The 17119-nt window shown below is 37.2% G+C and carries 15 protein-coding genes; 11 read left to right on the forward strand and 4 right to left on the reverse strand.

What is annotated here, in order from left to right:
* Positions 1-143 precede the first annotated feature (143 nt).
* Positions 144-1211 carry a M42 family metallopeptidase gene (locus tag ACIQZI_RS04135; RefSeq protein ID WP_403069718.1) on the forward strand — a complete coding sequence of 356 codons (1068 nt, stop codon included), beginning with the start codon at positions 144-146 and terminating at the stop codon, positions 1209-1211.
* A 96-nt stretch (positions 1212-1307) separates the two neighbouring features.
* On the opposite strand, the gene xylE is transcribed toward ACIQZI_RS04135, so the two are convergent.
* From xylE to xylA, 4 genes are all read right to left on the reverse strand, one after another.
* Entirely contained in the window at positions 1308-2723 is a 1416-nt protein-coding gene (gene xylE / locus ACIQZI_RS04140; protein WP_403069721.1) for a D-xylose transporter XylE, read from the reverse strand.
* A gap of 218 nt (positions 2724-2941) precedes the next feature.
* A complete protein-coding gene (locus ACIQZI_RS04145) occupies positions 2942-3988 on the reverse strand; it encodes an aldose epimerase family protein (protein ID WP_403069724.1) in 1047 nt (348 codons plus the stop codon).
* Positions 3989-4094: 106 nt separating this feature from the next.
* The gene (xylB, locus tag ACIQZI_RS04150; RefSeq protein ID WP_403069727.1) at positions 4095-5600 is read right to left on the reverse strand and encodes a xylulokinase; all 1506 of its coding nucleotides are present in this window, start codon (positions 5598-5600) and stop codon (positions 4095-4097) included.
* A 64-nt stretch (positions 5601-5664) separates the two neighbouring features.
* Positions 5665-6999 (reverse strand): xylose isomerase, encoded by a 1335-nt coding sequence (xylA, locus tag ACIQZI_RS04155; RefSeq protein ID WP_403069730.1) that lies wholly within the window; start codon positions 6997-6999, stop codon positions 5665-5667.
* Positions 7000-7201: 202 nt separating this feature from the next.
* Between xylA and ACIQZI_RS04160 the strand changes: the two genes are divergently transcribed.
* The 10 genes from ACIQZI_RS04160 to ACIQZI_RS04205 all read left to right on the forward strand — a co-directional run bounded on the left by ACIQZI_RS04160 (position 7202) and on the right by ACIQZI_RS04205 (position 16759).
* Complete coding sequence (locus ACIQZI_RS04160) at positions 7202-8374, forward strand: ROK family protein (RefSeq protein ID WP_403069733.1); 1173 nt, start codon at positions 7202-7204, stop codon at positions 8372-8374.
* A 94-nt stretch (positions 8375-8468) separates the two neighbouring features.
* Entirely contained in the window at positions 8469-8624 is a 156-nt protein-coding gene (locus ACIQZI_RS04165; protein WP_403069736.1) for an aldose epimerase family protein, read from the forward strand.
* Positions 8625-8677: 53 nt separating this feature from the next.
* Entirely contained in the window at positions 8678-9175 is a 498-nt protein-coding gene (locus ACIQZI_RS04170; protein ID WP_403069739.1) for an aldose epimerase family protein, read from the forward strand.
* A gap of 130 nt (positions 9176-9305) precedes the next feature.
* Entirely contained in the window at positions 9306-10388 is a 1083-nt protein-coding gene (locus tag ACIQZI_RS04175) for a LacI family DNA-binding transcriptional regulator (protein WP_403069742.1), read from the forward strand.
* 4 nt (positions 10389-10392) lie between these two features.
* Entirely contained in the window at positions 10393-11553 is a 1161-nt protein-coding gene (locus ACIQZI_RS04180) for a Gfo/Idh/MocA family protein (RefSeq protein ID WP_403069745.1), read from the forward strand.
* 19 nt (positions 11554-11572) lie between these two features.
* Positions 11573-12322 (forward strand): ThuA domain-containing protein, encoded by a 750-nt coding sequence (locus ACIQZI_RS04185; protein ID WP_403069748.1) that lies wholly within the window; start codon positions 11573-11575, stop codon positions 12320-12322.
* Between the two features lie 32 nt (positions 12323-12354).
* Complete coding sequence (locus ACIQZI_RS04190; protein WP_403069751.1) at positions 12355-13452, forward strand: Gfo/Idh/MocA family protein; 1098 nt, start codon at positions 12355-12357, stop codon at positions 13450-13452.
* A 129-nt stretch (positions 13453-13581) separates the two neighbouring features.
* Entirely contained in the window at positions 13582-14880 is a 1299-nt protein-coding gene (locus ACIQZI_RS04195; RefSeq protein ID WP_403069754.1) for an extracellular solute-binding protein, read from the forward strand.
* 100 nt (positions 14881-14980) lie between these two features.
* Entirely contained in the window at positions 14981-15931 is a 951-nt protein-coding gene (locus ACIQZI_RS04200) for a carbohydrate ABC transporter permease (protein ID WP_403069757.1), read from the forward strand.
* Positions 15932-16759: a carbohydrate ABC transporter permease gene (locus tag ACIQZI_RS04205; protein WP_403069760.1), complete on the forward strand. Its 828-nt coding sequence runs from the start codon at positions 15932-15934 to the stop codon at positions 16757-16759.
* Positions 16760-17119: the final 360 nt, after the last annotated feature.

Consider the following 17119-nt stretch of genomic DNA (forward strand, 5'->3'; position numbering starts at 1 on the left):
TTTATACATGATCTTTGCGTCATGTAAAGACAGAAAGGGTCTGACCCCACACTCCATATAACGTTTAAAAAGTCATTTACGACCTATATAAACGAGATAATGTTGTGGGGTCTGACCCTAATTTTATACAAGGAGGGCTATCAATGTTTGAACTCTTAAAAAATCTAAGTAATCTCGTCGGGCCAAGCGGTTTCGAACAAGATGTTCAACGGTTTATTTTACGTGAAGTGAAAGACTATGTAGATGAATATCATGTTGACGCAGTTGGTAATTTACTCGTGAAAATAAAGGGGAATGATGCAAGTTTCCCATCTTTAGTCATTGCGGCACACACAGATGAAATTGGCTTTATTGTCAAAAAAATTGAAGAAAACGGCTTGATTCGCTTTGAAAAATTAGGTGGCTTTGATGATCGAATCTTACTTTCCTTGCCTGTATTTATAAAAGCAGATCGTGGCATTGTACATGGTGTCATTGGGACTTTATCTGTTCATTATGTGAAATGGGATGATCCAAACCGAGTGGCTAATCATCGCGAACTTTACATAGATGTTGGTGCTCGTTCAAAAGAAGAGGTCTCAGAAATGGGAATTCGCGTAGGTCAACCTATGTCTTACGGGACAGAATTTAAGAAAATTGGCAACCATCGTGTTGTCGGAAAAGCATTGGACGACCGAGCAGGCTGTGCGCTACTGATTCGCTTGCTGCAAAATTTACGTGAAACAGGTACCAAACATGGCGATATTTACGGAGCATTTACCGTTCAAGAGGAAGTAGGATTAAGAGGGGCATCCGTCGTATCAGCGGCTGTCGAGCCTGACTTCGCTTTAGTACTAGATACCACACCGACGAGTGATACAAATGACGCGTTGATGACAGGTACACGCGTATTAGGTGCTGGTCCGTGTATTAAAATAGTCGATAAATCGTTCATCGCTCATCCACTTGTCACGCAACATTTGAAGAAGGTGGCAGAAGATGGCCATATCCCTCATCAGCTTGAAGTATTCATGGGCATTGGTACAGACGCAGGAGCGATCCATATGACACATAAAGGTGTATCAACAGGTGTTATTTCCATCCCATCACGCTATACACACACACCTATTGAAGTAGTAGACTTAGAAGATATGGAAAACTCCTATCAACTTCTCTATGAATTTGTAGTCACATTGAATGAATTAAAAGGGAAGACGTTTTTGGATACGTGAGAAAGGTCTGACCACGCATTTTATATACAGTCCATAGTCGTAATGATGCTTACTTTGGTCTGTATATTATAGTGCGGGTCTGACCTTTTTTTCTTTTTATCCTGCTTTATGCTGATTACCAGTAGGTTTTTTCCAAATACTTTCCATTTGCTCGAGCGTCTTACCTTTCGTTTCAGGAACAAACTTCCAAACAAAGATTGCTGAAAGTACACTCATTAGCCCGTAGAAACCGTACGTTAACCCACCACTAAATTCCATCATCATTGGATAAGTAGATGAAATCAGATAGTTAGCAGCCCATTGTGCAGCTACAGCAATGGCCACGGCTTGTCCACGAATTTTGTTAGGGAAGATTTCTGAAATCAGTACCCAACAGATTGGCCCCCATGACATCATGAATGAAGCGGTGTAGACAATAATAAATAGTAAAGTACTCATCCCGATAATATTTGAAAAAGCCAATCCTGCTACACCAAACATGCCAATCGCCATACCAATGGAACCAATGATTAATAAAGGTTTACGCCCCCATTTGTCCACTGTCAAAATGGCGATAACCGTAAAGACCACATTGATCAGTCCCATAACAATGGTCTGTAACATCGAAGCATCTTTGGCAGCTCCCATGCTTTCAAAAATACGCGGGGCATAGTATAATGCAACGTTGATCCCAACAAACTGTTGGAAGACAGAGAGAAGGATTCCAACAACGATCACTAATTTTCCGTAAGCAAATAATTTTTCAGAAGAAATATTTCCCGTTACTGTTTGTTTAATTTCACTCAAAATCGATTTCGCTTCTTTTGAACCATTAATTCTCGTAAGTATGGCTAGCGCTTTATCATCTTGATTTTTCAATGCTAAATATCGAGGTGTTTCTGGTACGAAAAGTAAAAGAGTACCAAATAATAGCGCTGGAATAGCTTCTGAAGCAAACATATATCGCCAGCCGATGTCGTTAATCCATTCAATTGTTTGACCGTTAGCAATGCCCCAGTTAATAAAGTAAACGACTAACATCCCAAAAATGATCATAAATTGATTGAATGATACTAATCGACCACGAATATTAGCAGGTGCAATTTCACCAATATACATCGGAACAATCGCTGAAGCTAAGCCGACACCAATTCCCCCGATGATTCGATACAGGTTAAAGGTTAGTAATAAAGCGATGGATGGATCTCCTTTTGTGAAAAATAAAAACTCAGGATAAGCAGAGCCTAATGCTGATAGGAAGAAAAGGGCAGCAGCTGCGATCAATGAATGTTTACGACCAAATTTTGACGCGAAATAACCAGAAAGCAAGCCACCGATGATACAGCCGATTAATGCGCTTGAAATCGTTGCCCCATGTGCTAAAGAGCCTAAGCCTAATGGTTTAATCAAATAGGCTTCTACTGACTTATCAGCCCCAGATATAACAGCTGTGTCATACCCGAAAAGTAAACCACCAATCGCAGCGACAAGTGTAATGGCAGAAATATAAAGTACGTTTCGTTTTTGCTTCATCGTTTATGAAAGACAGATTTTAAAAACCAAATAGGAAAGTGAGTAACTAAATCGTCTAGCACTATTTTTATCAAAAAATAATAACGCTTTCAATTCATTGCAAACAGATAGTTAGAACAGATGCTGTCAACTTATTTACTATATTGGTAAAATCAAATAAAACCTGTCTTATTCCCCCCTTGTTTGAGATGTGTATTCAGCCATACAAATCAATTTTGTTAAATTAATGAAAATTTGAAACGAGTTCTCGATTGATATACTTCATTCTTATCTAACACGATAGTAGGGAAGCTTGGATGATGAATGGCATTTGGTGGACATTGTGTTTCAAGGCATATCCCTAAGTGCTTTTGAGACGGAACACCTCTAATTTGAAAATTACTTTCTAGCATATTGGAGCTGTATAAAACAACATTTGGCTGATCTGTTTCAACGATCAGTTTTCGTCCACTGATCGGATCTACTAAACAAATTTCTTCTTGATTATTCACGTTTAATAGAAATGGATGATCATATCCACCACCAACGAGCTGGTTCTGAATATGCTTCGATTGTGCACCTTCGCGTACTTTTTTTCCTTCTCTAAAATCAAAAGCCGTGTTTTCAACATCGATATAAATACCTGTTGGTAGGAGTGCCTCATTGAGCTCTAAAAAACGATCACTTTTCATCGTTAGTTCATGATCGAGTATATCCCTCTTTACATCGCCACTTAAATTAAAATAAGAATGGTTCGTTACGTTTAGTAATGTTTTTTTATCTGATAGACCTTGATACGTAATAACTAATTCATTCTTGTTATTCAGACTGTAGATGACCGTGATTTCAAGCTTCCCAGGATAACCTTCATCGCCATCAGGACTTAGATGGAAAAATTTTAAGTTGATCTCATCCGAATTCTCTTCAATAGTAGAATCCCAGATCACACGGTGAAAACCAGTAGGCCCACCATGCAAATGATTTTTCTCTTCGTTAGTAGGTAGATTGTAAGTGATACCGTCTAGATCAAATGTTGGTGGATGTATTCTTCCTGCTACTCGACCAATCATTGAACCAAAGAAAGCTGAATCGTTTACATACTCGTCTAACGTATCAAAACCTAGGACAACATTTTCGATCTTTCCTTCTTGATCTGGTACTTGAATCTTCGTAATTATACAGCCGAAATCGATACAAGTAATTTCCATTCCGTGATCAATACTGATCGTAAATGAATATACCTTTTGTCCGTGTAATTCACCAAATATCGCCTTTGTTACGTTCATATTACTCTCCCTTTTTAGCGTTCGATTCATTCTACAAGTTTGCAAGGAAAACGGATTGAAACAATTCCTCCTATATAAAAAGCGTAGGAGGGCGGCTTTACTAGAATCATTCCATTTTTCGGAACTTTTTTAATCCTTCATTTAATTGCTTAGTTTGTTCATACACCTGTTTATATAAATGATAAAGTTGTTGATAGTCTTCAACATTTTCCGGTACAGGTGTGTATGTTTTAGCAGCGGATATGAATACATCGGCACATGCTTCTAAAGATTCGAACCATTTACAACCGTATGCGGCTAGTATTGCTGCTCCGACAGCTGGTCCTTGTTCACTGGATAGCTTGATAATTTTTGCGTTGAAGATGTCAGCTTGAATTTGCAGCCATGTGTCATTTTTTGCTCCACCACCGATGGAGATGATTGTGTCAATTGTCTTGCCATTTTCTCGGAATATTTCGATCGATTCATGCAAAGAAAAGGTAATGCCTTCAATGACCGATCGTGTGAAATCGCTTTGTTTATGGGAAGAATCGATGCCGATAAAACTTCCGCGTATGTTGGCATCTGCGTGCGGTGTTCGTTCACCGACGAGATATGGGGTAAATAGCAGGCCGTTTGCTCCAATCGGAACTTCATGTAAGCAGGCAAGTAGTGATTCAAACGATTCATCTTTGGCAAACGTATTTTTAAACCAACTTAAACTATGTCCAGCTGCTAACGTTACGCCCATTGTGTAAAAGGCATTTTCTTTACCATGATTGAAATAATGGACTTTTCCCTGAAAATCACGGTCTTTTTTCTCCTCATGAGAAAGGACAACACCTGATGTTCCAATACTGCATAATGTTTTTCCTTCTGAAAGGATGCCAGAACCAATTGCACCACAGGCATTGTCTGCTCCACCGGCAAATACTTTCGTAGAACGAGCTAAACCGGTTTGTTTGGCAATATCTTCAGTAATCGTGCCGACATACTCGTGTGATTCTACTAAAGGCGGGCAGATATTGAAATCAATCCCGACTAACTGACATACTTCTTCACTCCACTTTTTCTGAGCAATATTCAATAAAAGGGTGCCAGCCGCATCTGAATATTCACTATGGATGAGACCGGTCATTTTAAAACGCAAATAATCTTTTGGCAACATAAAAACAGCCGTTTTTTCGAAAAGCTCTGGCTCATATTGTTTCACCCAAAGTAATTTTGGTAAGGTAAATCCTTCTAATGCTTGGTTTTTCGTGATGTCTAACAGTCGTTTTTCGCCAATCATATTGTAGATTTCCTTACATTGCTCTGTCGTTCTCGTATCATTCCAAAGGATGGCATTACGTAAAATGTTATTCTCTTCATCTAATAAAACAAGACCGTGCATTTGCCCGGAATAACTAATCCCTTGAATTTGTTCGATTTCGCCATCAAATTGCTCGACAAGTTCCTGTAATGCTACGATTGTTTTTTCTACCCATTCATTCGGGTCTTGTTCACTATACCCAGACTGCTCTTGGATTAAAGGATAAGACTTTGTTGTTTCATGACAAACTTCACCGCTTTCATTCATTAATAAAACTTTGACAGCACTCGTACCTAAATCAATCCCAATTACATAGTTCATGAAAAATCACCCTTTTTTTAGATAGAAGGAGGGTGTCCTAGGACACTCTCCTTAACTAGTTTAGTTATTTCATATTTACAGTTGCTATTGCATCTAAAATGTACTTATTTAAAATGGCTTTTAAGTATTCTTGTCTACCAGATTTATTTTCAATCTTGTCAAGTTGCAGGGCATATTGTTCTAGTGTATGGAAGTTTGTTCTTCCCTCAACAATATCAAGTCCGATGCCTTCTGTATAACTGCTGTAACGATCTGCAATAAAATTGTCTAATACTTGATCATCAATTAAACGCTGAGCTACTTTTGCACCGATAGCAAAGCTGTCCATGCCGGCAATATGTGAATAGAACAAGTCTTCAGGGTCAAATGAACCTCTTCTTACTTTCGCGTCAAAGTTTAATCCACCTGATCCAAGTCCATCATTTTTGAGAATCTCATACATCGCTAGTGTTGTAGAGTATAAATCTGTTGGAAATTCGTCCGTATCCCAACCAAGTAATGTATCACCTTGGTTTGCATCGACTGAACCTAACATCCCATTAATACGTGCTACATGTAATTCATGCTCAAATGTATGACCGGCAAGTGTGGCATGGTTCGCTTCAATATTAAATTTGAAATGGTCTTGTAAGCCATATGATTGTAAAAACGAGAGGCTCGTTGCCACATCAAAATCATATTGATGTTTTGTTGGTTCCTTCGGCTTTGGTTCAATTAAAAATTGAGCATTATAGCCAATTTCTTTTGCATAATCTAAAGCCATATGGAAGAAACGAGCAAGGTTATCAAGTTCAAGCTTCATGTTTGTGTTGAGCAATGTATCGTATCCTTCACGCCCACCCCAAAATACGTAGTTCTCTGAACCTAGTTCTTTACCAACTTCTAAACCTTTTTTCACTTTAGCCGCTGCATAAGCAAATACATCAGCATTCGGTGATGTTGCTGCGCCATGTAACCAGCGTGGGTGAGAGAACATATTCGCTGTATTCCATAATAACTTTGTTTTACTCGTTTTCATATATTCTTTAACCATTGCGACAATTTCATCTAGATTCTTAAATGTTTCACTTAGTGAATCTGATTCAGGTGCCACGTCAAAATCATGGAAACAGAAGTAGGGAACGTCTAGTTTTTCATAAAATTCAAACGAAGCTTCCACACGTGCTTTGGCTAAGTCCATTCCAGAAAATTGATTATACGGACGTACCATTGTACTTTGTCCAAATGGATCCGTTCCTTCTCCAGTAAACGTATGCCAATAGGAGACAGCAAAGCGAAGAACATCTTCCATTCTTTTACCATTGATTGATTCTTCCGGGTTGTAATATTTATACGCAAAAGGATTCGTAGAGTCTGAACCCTCATATTTCACATGATTAACCGTATTAAAATAGCTCATTTTTATTCCTCCCAAATTGTTTTCATATAATTTATTAGTATCATTGAAAACGGTTAATGGTATCGCTTTCAACTTGATAATTGCATTGTATCAGCAAAAACTTAGTTTGTCTATCGAATGAACTAAGTTTTTCTTTTTCTTTTTAATATGGTATAAATAGAGTAAAGAAACCGTATAGATCGTAAATTTGAGGAGAAATGATATGACTTGGAATCAACAATTAGTAAAAGTAAATAATAAATCAAAAGTATTAGAAACGATTAAGGATCAAGCTCCATTATCCCGCGCTGATATCTCACAGCAATTAGGACTAACGAAAGGCACGATTTCCTCATTAGTTAATGAGTTATTAGCAGAAAATATTTGTTATGAGACTGGGCCTGGCGTATCTAGTGGGGGCAGACGTCCAGTTATGCTGCTCTTTAATGAATGTGCTGGATACTCGATCGGCATCGATTTGGGTGTGAATTATATATTAGGGGTGCTAACTGATCTTTCAGGCAATATCGTTCAGGAGAAGATGAAGACAATCAATAATATGGACTATGAAATGGCCATGATTGCGATGAAAAAGCTGATTCAATTTTTACTAGATTCTGCACCTACGAGTCATTATGGTGTTGTAGGAATTGGCATTGCCGTACCTGGGATTGTCAGTAATGGGGGCGACCATATATTGCTCGCACCTAATTTAGGTTGGAAAAATATCCATTTAAAACAAGAGATTGAAAAGGAATATAACCTACCTGTTGTCATCGAGAATGAAGCAAACGCTGGTGCATATGGCGAAAAGCGGTTCGGAGCAGGAAAAGAATTTGAGAATCTTATCTACTTAAGTGCTGGAATCGGTCTTGGTGTAGGGTTTATTTTGAATAATGAACTGTATCGCGGGGCAGAAGGGTTTTCAGGAGAAATGGGCCATATGATTATTGATATACATGGAAAAGAATGCAGCTGTGGAAGTGCAGGATGCTGGGAGTTGTATGCATCCGAACAAGCATTATTAAACCAAGCCAAGGACGTAAAATCAATCAATCAAGCAGAGTTAAACTTGGAATCATTAGTTCAACTAGCAACAGAAAATGAGGAAATAAACTCTTTATTTGCTCAAATTGGTAGATACTTAGGCTTTGGACTGACGAATATTATTAATACGTTTAATCCACAACAAATCATTATTGGAAATCGATTAGCACTGGCAAAAGACTTAATCGTGCAACCAATCGCCGATGTCGTTGAACGTCATTCATTAAGATATAATCAAACAAACTTAAAGATTAGCTTTGCAGAATTAACCAACTATTCAGCAGCACTAGGGGTTTCAGCTTATGTAACCGAGTTTTTCTTGAAATCAGATTTACAAGAATCAAGATAAATTGTACATGATTTTTAGAAAATGAAGCGGGTCAAAATGGAAAGACCTTAAATTCGCGGTTCAAGATTATGGAATCGGTTTTTTGTTATCTTGTATGAAAAGTGTAAATAAATTTCGTTTTAGCTATGTAAGCTCGAGTGGTGAGGAAGGATATCCGGGGAACCTGACCCATTTCGTAACATATACCTTAAATAACCAGAATGAATTAATGATTCATTATTCTGATCAAACAGATAAAAAACTGTATTAACCGTCACCAACCATTCCTAATTCAACTTAAGCGGGAATGTAAAAAGAAATGTATTGAATCATTCGCTAAACATAAAAAGTGATAAATTTTTGGAGCTGGATCAGGAACTTATCCCGAATGGTCAGTTTCTAGAAGTGGAAAATACTCCATTTGACTTTAGGAGGGAACGACTGATAAAAACAGGGGGGGCATCGGATCATCCACAAAATTTACTTGTAGGGGAAGGTTATGATCATCCATTTCTTCTAAATACAAATAATGACCAGGAAATTGTCCTAATGGACGTTGAAAGCGGACGGACTTTAGCGGTAGAAACGGATGAGGTTGGATTTGTTGTGTATTCAGGAAATACCTTGAAAGAGGAGGGGGAATTCAACGGAGTTCCTTCTCGGAAATATCTTGATATCTGTTTAGAAACACAGGGATTACCTGACGCGGATCATCATACCCATTTCCCATCTGTCATATTAGATAAGAGGGAAAATTATTCTTCGGTAACGAAATACCGGTTTGGTGTTCAAGGAGATAAGGAAGATATTTTGGAGAATTAATTAGCCTTGAATGTTACTATTGAAAATTGAATCATTCATCATATCTTTCTTAAGGTAAACAATCACTTTTGTAGGAAACCATTTAATTAATTATTATCTGAATAATTTGTATATTGACAATTATCTGAAAATGTCGGAAGATAGAAATGAACACGCGTACATTGTGGGGGTGATTATCTTAGTAAGTAGAAAGAATGTTGCAAAGCTAGCGGGTGTATCTGAGGCGACAGTTTCAAGAGTATTTAATAATGTAGGTCCAATTCGGGAAGAAACTAAACGTAAAGTTTTAAAAGCAGCAAAAGAATTAAATTATTACCCAAACTCAATTGCTCAGAGCTTTGCTAGGAGGAGGAGTGGAAATATCGGTGTTATTGTACCTTATTTTCCAAAAGTTGATGTGATTTCAACTTATTATTTCTCACAATTACTAAATGGAATTGGTACAAAGCTTGGAGAAGAAGGATACGGGTTGTTGCTTTTATTTAGTCCTATGGATGAACCAAAAGATTATCTCCAATTTTTTCTTTCACAGAGGGTTGATGGTTGTATCATTATTGGATCTAAAAATACTCCGGATGAAATTAAGGCACTGGAAAAACTTCATCATAAGAACCTACCGTATTGTCTTCTTAATCAGACTTTTCTGGGCCACCCTTTTCATTTTCTTGACGCAAATCATTATGATGGCAGTTTTAAAGCTGTTTCTATGTTAATTAAGAAGGGGTTCCAAAAAGTATTGTTTCTAAACGGGCCAATGGAATATTCGAATAGCGTCGATCGTCTTGCAGGATATCATGATGCATTTGCTAATGCTGAATTAACACAAAATACTGATTGGATCTTTCACGGGAATTACAGCCGAAAAAGCGGACTTCTTGCATCAGAAAAAATAGGTCCCTTAATAAAAGATTTCAAAGCTATTTTTGCAGGGAATGACCGTATGGCTATTGGCTTAATGCAGGGATTAGGGCAGCAGGGATATCAAGTTGGCAAGGATTATGTAATTATTGGGTACGATGATTCAGATCTGTCCAAAATTACTACTCCAACACTAAGTACTGTCAAAGTGCCATTGTTTGATATGGGGTATCTAGCTGCTGAAAAGGTTGTACAACTACTATCCTCGGATGAAAAGAGAGTAATTCAAGAACGACTTTCTGTAACTGTTATTGAACGAGAATCTTCACATATGAATTTGATAAAAGGGGGGTAGCTTAATGGAGACTATAAAAGTTGGTATGGTTGGTTATAAATTTATGGGAAAAGCACATAGCCATGCATATAAAGATCTTCCATTATTTTTTCCTAATGTTATTCGTCCTGAAATGAAAGTTATTTGTGGACGTAATACCGAAGAAGTTGTTAAAGCAGCTTCTCAATTTGGCTGGGAGGAATACACAACTGAGTGGATGGAACTAGTGGAAAGGGATGATATTGATTTAATTGATATTAATGCTCCAAGTAATGTACATAAAGAAATAGCGATTGCTGCAGCAAGAGCAGGAAAACATGTTTTTTGTGAAAAACCGTTAGCGCTTACACTTCAGGATTCAAGAAAAATGCTTGAAGCTATCGAAGCTGCAGGAGTGAAACATATGGTCGGTTTTAATTATCGATTTGCACCAGCAGTAATGTTGGCTAAAAAGCTTGTTGATGAAGGAAGATTGGGGGAAATCTACCATTTTAGAGCTTGGTTTTTACAAGACTGGCTTGTTGATCCAAATTTCCCCCTCACATGGAGACTCCAGAAAGAAATTGCCGGTTCCGGTTCACATGGGGATTTAGGAGCTCATCTAATTGATTTGGCTCATTATATGATTGGGGACATTACCGAGGTGATTGGAATAAATGAAACTTTCATTAAGGAGAGACCAATTCCGACTAATATGACCGGATTATCAGCAACGGGCAGTGCTGACGGAGAAAAAGAAAAAGTTACTGTAGATGATGCGACTTTGTTTTTAGCTCGGTTTGCAAATGGTGCGATAGGCTCATTCGAAGCTACACGTTTTGCTACAGGGCATCGCAGCACGAATTCTTTTGAAATAAACGGCAGTAAGGGAAGCGTTATTTTCGATTTTGAAAGAATGAATGAGCTGCAAGTGTATTTTGGCGATGATAGGGATGATGTGCAAGGATTCCGTCGTGTACTTGCAACAGATCCTGTACATGCTTTTTCAGAAGCATGGTGGCCTGCAGGGCATACAATCGGTTATGAACATACGTTTATTCATGAAATTGTAGAACTTATGGAAGCTTTTCGTGAAAACCGTCAACCCATTCCTAATTTTAAAGATGGTGTGAAATGTCAGCAAGTTTTGGAAGCGGTTGAATTATCCATTGCAAGAAGGGGATGGGTAAAACCTTCAGAATTATAGATTGAAAGGAGTGCGACAAATGAAGAAAAGTGCATTGATTGTATGGGGTGGATGGGATGGACATGAGCCTGAACAGGTCGCAAATATATTTCAAGGAATACTAGAAGAAGAAAATTTTAACGTTGAAGTCTCTGACACTCTCACTTCATATGAAGACGTTGAGAAACTTAAATCTTTGGATTTAATAATTCCACATTGGACAATGGGGAAGGTTGAAAAAAAATTCGTTTTAAATATTTCAGAAGCTGTAATGAATGGTGTGGGCTTAGCAGGCTGTCATGGAGGAATGTGTGATTCTTTCAGAGACAATGTCGATTGGCAGTTCATCACTGGTGGTAACTGGGTAGCACACCCTGGTAATGATGGGGTTGAATATATGGTTAACGTTAAACACTCTTCAAGCCGACTATTAGATGGTTTAACTGATTTTAAAGTGGTTAGTGAGCAGTACTATCTTCATGTGGATCCGGCAGTTGAAGTTCTGGCCACCACTCGTTTCCCAGTAGTAGATGGACCGCATGTTTTTAATAAAGCAGTAGATATGCCTGTCGTTTGGACAAAACGATGGGGGCACGGACATGTTTTTTATAATTCATTAGGTCATAAGGCTAATATTGTAAAAATGCCAGAAGTTTCTTTAATAATGCGACGAGGGTTTTTATGGGCTGCAAAAGGTAAAGAACGCGCTGCAGGATCGCGGTATATTACCTTTGGAACAGCAGGAAATGGCAATGGGCGAATATTTTCTGGAATGGGAGATAGTCAATAAGTAATATCTGATTTGAAAAGGAGATGACTACAATGAAAAAAATAAGAATTGGTATTGTAGGCTGCGGTTATATAAGTTCTATTTATATGGAAAATTGTAGAAAATTCGACCATCTTGACCTACTTGCATGTGCCGATATTGATGAACAGCGGGCAGCGGCACAAGCAAAAAAATATAATATTCCTAGAGTTTATTCTGTTGGTGAACTTCTTTCAGATCCTGAAATTGATCTAGTGATTAATTTAACGATTCCTAAGGCACACGCAACAGTTTGTATTCAGGCACTTGAAGCTGGTAAACATGTTTATACTGAAAAGCCTCTTGCGGTAACACGGGAAGAAGGAGAGCTAATATTAAAAACTGCTAGAGCAAAAAAATTACTGGTTGGGAGTGCACCAGATACCTTTCTCGGAGCGGGTATCCAAACGGCTATTCAACTAATTGAAAATGGTGAAATTGGCAATCCAATTGGTGCCTCTGCATTTATGATTAACCGTGGGCATGAGCATTGGCACCCAGATCCTGCTTTCTATTACGAAGCTGGAGGCGGTCCAATGTTTGATATGGGACCTTATTATTTATCAGCTTTAGTGTCTATGCTTGGTCCAATTAGGCGTATCGCTGGGTCAGCAAGAATTAGTTATCCGGAACGTGTTATAACGAGTGAACCAAAAGCTGGCTCTAAGATTCCGGTTTCAACCCCGACCCATATTTCTGGAATCATTGATTTTTCATCAGGCGCAGTGGGAACGATTACGACCAGTTTTGATGCATTTGGTGGAACATCCCTTCCTCCAATTGAGGTTTATGGAAGTGAAGGTACCCTGCTGGTACCAGATCCAAATACATTTGGTGGACCTGTTCGAATAAGAAAAAAGGATGAAAAAGAATTTATTGATGTCCCCCTTTCCTATGGCTATTCTCAAAACAGCAGAGGCCTTGGGGTAGCCGACATGGCACAGGCGCTTTTAACTGGAAATAGTAACCATCGAGCCAATGGCCATTTAGCATATCATGTTTTAGAGGCCATGCATGGTTTTCATGATTCTTCTAAAAATGAGACTTACTATAATATGCAAAGTACATGTGACAAACCAGCTTCACTGCCTATTGAACAAAAGTTGTCGTGAAATAAAGTATTATGTTAGATAAACAAAATTTAATTCATTTGTCTTTCCTATTACTATATTTATCTATTTTATTTAAAAGAGATAGCTAGGGATGGGATAAATCTATTTTTTAAAAGGGAGATGAAAAAAATGTTTAAGTATTTGAAAAGGAAAACTCCGTTAATTTCCGTTTTGTTAGTATTTCTTCTTTTAATTACTGCATGTCAGCCAAAAGCTCCAACAACAAAAAGTTCTAATTCAAGTAAATCTGATTCAAAAACACTAACCGTTTGGCATGTTGATCAAGGACCAGCGGAGGAGTCTTTAAAGAATGCTGTGAAAAGATTTGAAAAGAGTCACCCTGGTGTTACTGTTAAATTAGTTAGGCAAGAAAATGATCCGTATAAAACAAAGTTAACTGTTGCTACGGGTGGTGGAAACCCTCCGGATGTTTTTCATTCATGGGGAGGCGGATGGTTAAAAAATTTTGTTGATGCTGGTCAAGTAAAAGATCTTACAAATGCTGTAGACAAAAACAATTATTTACCAGCAGCCATTTCTTCATCAACTTATAATGAAAAGGTTTATGGTCTTCCCGTAACTATGAATATTGTTCCAGTTTGGTATAATAAAGAAATTTTTGAGAAATACAATCTTCAAGAACCTCAAACCTATGATGAGCTAGTAGAGATTATAAAAACGTTAAAATCTAATGAGATTATTCCATTCGCACTAGCGAATAAATCAAAATGGACAGGTTCCTTATATATGATGTATTTAGCGGAAAGAATAGGGGGCAAAGAACTATTCAATGAAGCATATGGACGTTCAGGTAGAGGCTTTGATGATGTAGCTTATATTCAAGCGGCGACAAAAATTCAAGAACTTGTTAAAATGGGAGCTTTTCCGGAGGGTGTAAACGGAATGAACTATGATACAGGTCAATCGAGACAATTATTGTATACAGATAAGGCTGCTATGTCAATTGATGGAAGTTGGTTTTTAAATACATTAAGAAATGAAATGCCAGAGTTTGAAAAAAAATTAGGATTCTTCATGTTCCCGTCAATTCAAGGAGGAAAAGGTTCCGATAAAGAAATCGTGGGCGGAGTTAGTCCAGTGTTTTCTGTAGCAGAAAAAGGCGCAAATAAAGATCTTGCTGTTGAGCTTGTAAAAGAACTTGCTGGTAAAGAAACTGCAAAGGAAATGGCAAATAAAGCGAGTAGGATTTCAGCCGTAAAAGGTGTGGAATATGAGGATAAATATGCACAAAAAATCAATGATATTATGCAAAAGGCAGAATACTTGCAAACCTTTTATGATCAAACTCTTCCAACAGAAGTTGCAACAGAACATTTAGATACTACTCAAGCGCTTTTTGGATTATCAATTACACCTGAAGAAGCTGTGAAAAAGGTGGAAGAAAAAGCGAAAGAAGTTATTAAATGACGTTTTTAAATAATTAAATAGAGAATGACTTAGAGGGTCCAATATCATCTTTGGAAACAATAAGTCATCCTCTTTTAAAAAAATCGAGGTGGGAGAGATTGTGAAAACAAACAGTAAAGAATTGCCGGTTTTTTCTAATTCTATTTCTATAGTAAATAAGAAGAAAATATCTGTAAAACTTAAGCAAGGTTTAGTAATAACAGGCTTTATTGCCCCAGCGTTACTAATATATGGAGTCTTTGTTTTATATTCCATAGCTATGACCTTTTATTACAGTCTTTTCAATTGGTCAGGAATCGATAATAATTTTATCTTCATAGGTATTCAGAACTATATAGACCTTTTTAAAGATGAATTATTTTGGAGTTCTTTAAAGAACAATTCATTACTAGTTGTTTCCTCTCTTTTAACTCAATTACCTCTTGGCTTAATTATGGCTTTATTATTATTTAGTCCTATTAAAGGGATGAGATTTTTCAGGTCCGTGTATTTTATGCCATTTTTAATGTCAACTGTTGCTATTGGTATGTTATTTACCTTTATGTATGATGGTAACTTTGGAATCATCAATAAAATGCTTGGGTCGATTGGTTTAGAATCACTTCAAAGAGGTTGGTTAGGAAATGAAAGTACGGCAATATGGGCAGTTATTATCACGATTTGCTGGCAGTATGCTCCATTTTATATGATATTATTTAGGGCAGCAATTGTCGGAATTCCTGAAGAACTCTATGAAGCCGCTATGATTGATGGTGCAAATTCTCGACAGCGCTTTTTTAAAATAACATTACCGTTATTAATGCCAATAATTATCACATCTAGTATTTTATCTATTATTGGATCGTTAAAATATTTTGATTTAATCTACGTAATGACTGGTGGCGGTCCAAACAATTCTACGGAATTAATGGCCACCTATATGTATGAAGAAACCTTTACAAATTTTAATATGGGCTTTGGAAGCAGCATATCTTTTTCAATGTTTTTAATTGCATTGGTAATTACAATCATTATTGTTTTCTCTGATCAAAAAAGAAAAGGGGAGAGCTAAATGAGCATCATAAAAAAAATAAGCAAAATGCCACTTTATTTACTGGCAATAATCTTATTGGTTTTTACAGGCTTACCATACTTTCTGATGATTAATTCATCATTAAAAAGTCAGCTGGAGTTCATGACTTCACCTTGGTCATTACCCAATTTTTTAACATTTGAAAATTATTCTAAAGTGTTATCGTCGGAATTCCTGCGTTATTTTGGTAATAGTTTGATAGTTGCGGTCATTTCAGTAATATTGGTCATTGTTGTATCTGCTATGGCAAGTTATCCTTTGGCAAGGATGAAATTTAAGTTGAATCGCCCTCTTTTTATCCTTTTCATGATTGGTATGATGATTCCAATTCATACCACGTTAATCCCTATTTATCTATTAACGATAAACATTGGATTATATGATACTATTTGGGGACTAATCGGTCCATACGTGGCGTTTGCTATACCTGTATCTGTTGTAATATTCACGCAGTTTCTACAGGATATTCCTACGGAGTTAGAAGAATCTGCAAAGATTGATGGGTGCGGCCAATTCCGGTTATTTTGGAAAATATTATTTCCACTCCTAAAACCGGCAGTTGCAACAGTAGCCATTTATAACTTTATTCACATTTGGAATGAATTTGTATTTGCATTAGTTTTGACGAATTCCAAAGAAAATTTTACATTGCCTCTAGGTTTACGAGATTTTTATGGAGAATTTTCCGTCAATGTACCCGGAATAATGGCAGCACTAACATTAGGAAGTCTCCCTCTATTATTGGTGTATTTTGTTGCTCAGGAAAAAATTGTAAGAGGAATTGCAGCAGGATCTGTAAAAGGATAAGTATAGCTTTTGCTTTGCATTATTTTATACGAAGGCGAATCTGATAAACACATCTGGGTGTGAGATATAGCAATTTTTCCGGTAAAAGGCATTCTTTAGTTTCCATGCACATGAAAGGACTACTGGAAGAAAACAGACGCTTTCTTTTCTAGGAAAAAATCCAATCTCGCATGCCAACTGCCTAATATGAAATGGATTTAATAATAGTATATCGAAAAAGTAGTCATGATATTCATTATAGATTTGGAGGGATTATGACTTCACAACAACATATGTATCTTTACAGAAGGGGGATTAGAAATTAGGGGGAAATTCCAAGTTTAAGGACAGCAACACACAACAAAACGGTTGTAAAAATAA

The organism is Peribacillus sp. NPDC096379 (genome assembly GCF_044762875.1).
Lineage (GTDB): Bacteria > Bacillota > Bacilli > Bacillales > DSM-1321 > Peribacillus.

Excerpts from the sequence above, each read along its gene's own strand:
- ACIQZI_RS04205 (WP_403069760.1), top strand. The coding sequence starts at position 15,932 with ATGAGCATCATAAAAAAAATAAGCAAAATGCCACTTTATTTACTGGCA.
- ACIQZI_RS04175 (WP_403069742.1), top strand. The coding sequence starts at position 9,306 with ATGTCGGAAGATAGAAATGAACACGCGTACATTGTGGGGGTGATTATC.
- ACIQZI_RS04190 (WP_403069751.1), top strand. The coding sequence starts at position 12,355 with ATGAAAAAAATAAGAATTGGTATTGTAGGCTGCGGTTATATAAGTTCT.
- ACIQZI_RS04135 (WP_403069718.1), top strand. The coding sequence starts at position 144 with ATGTTTGAACTCTTAAAAAATCTAAGTAATCTCGTCGGGCCAAGCGGT.
- xylA (WP_403069730.1), bottom strand. The coding sequence starts at position 6,999 with ATGAGCTATTTTAATACGGTTAATCATGTGAAATATGAGGGTTCAGAC.
- xylE (WP_403069721.1), bottom strand. The coding sequence starts at position 2,723 with ATGAAGCAAAAACGAAACGTACTTTATATTTCTGCCATTACACTTGTC.
- ACIQZI_RS04180 (WP_403069745.1), top strand. The coding sequence starts at position 10,393 with ATGGAGACTATAAAAGTTGGTATGGTTGGTTATAAATTTATGGGAAAA.
- ACIQZI_RS04195 (WP_403069754.1), top strand. The coding sequence starts at position 13,582 with ATGTTTAAGTATTTGAAAAGGAAAACTCCGTTAATTTCCGTTTTGTTA.
- ACIQZI_RS04185 (WP_403069748.1), top strand. The coding sequence starts at position 11,573 with ATGAAGAAAAGTGCATTGATTGTATGGGGTGGATGGGATGGACATGAG.
- xylB (WP_403069727.1), bottom strand. The coding sequence starts at position 5,600 with ATGAACTATGTAATTGGGATTGATTTAGGTACGAGTGCTGTCAAAGTT.
- ACIQZI_RS04165 (WP_403069736.1), top strand. The coding sequence starts at position 8,469 with ATGAAAAGTGTAAATAAATTTCGTTTTAGCTATGTAAGCTCGAGTGGT.
- ACIQZI_RS04160 (WP_403069733.1), top strand. The coding sequence starts at position 7,202 with ATGACTTGGAATCAACAATTAGTAAAAGTAAATAATAAATCAAAAGTA.
- ACIQZI_RS04145 (WP_403069724.1), bottom strand. The coding sequence starts at position 3,988 with ATGAACGTAACAAAGGCGATATTTGGTGAATTACACGGACAAAAGGTA.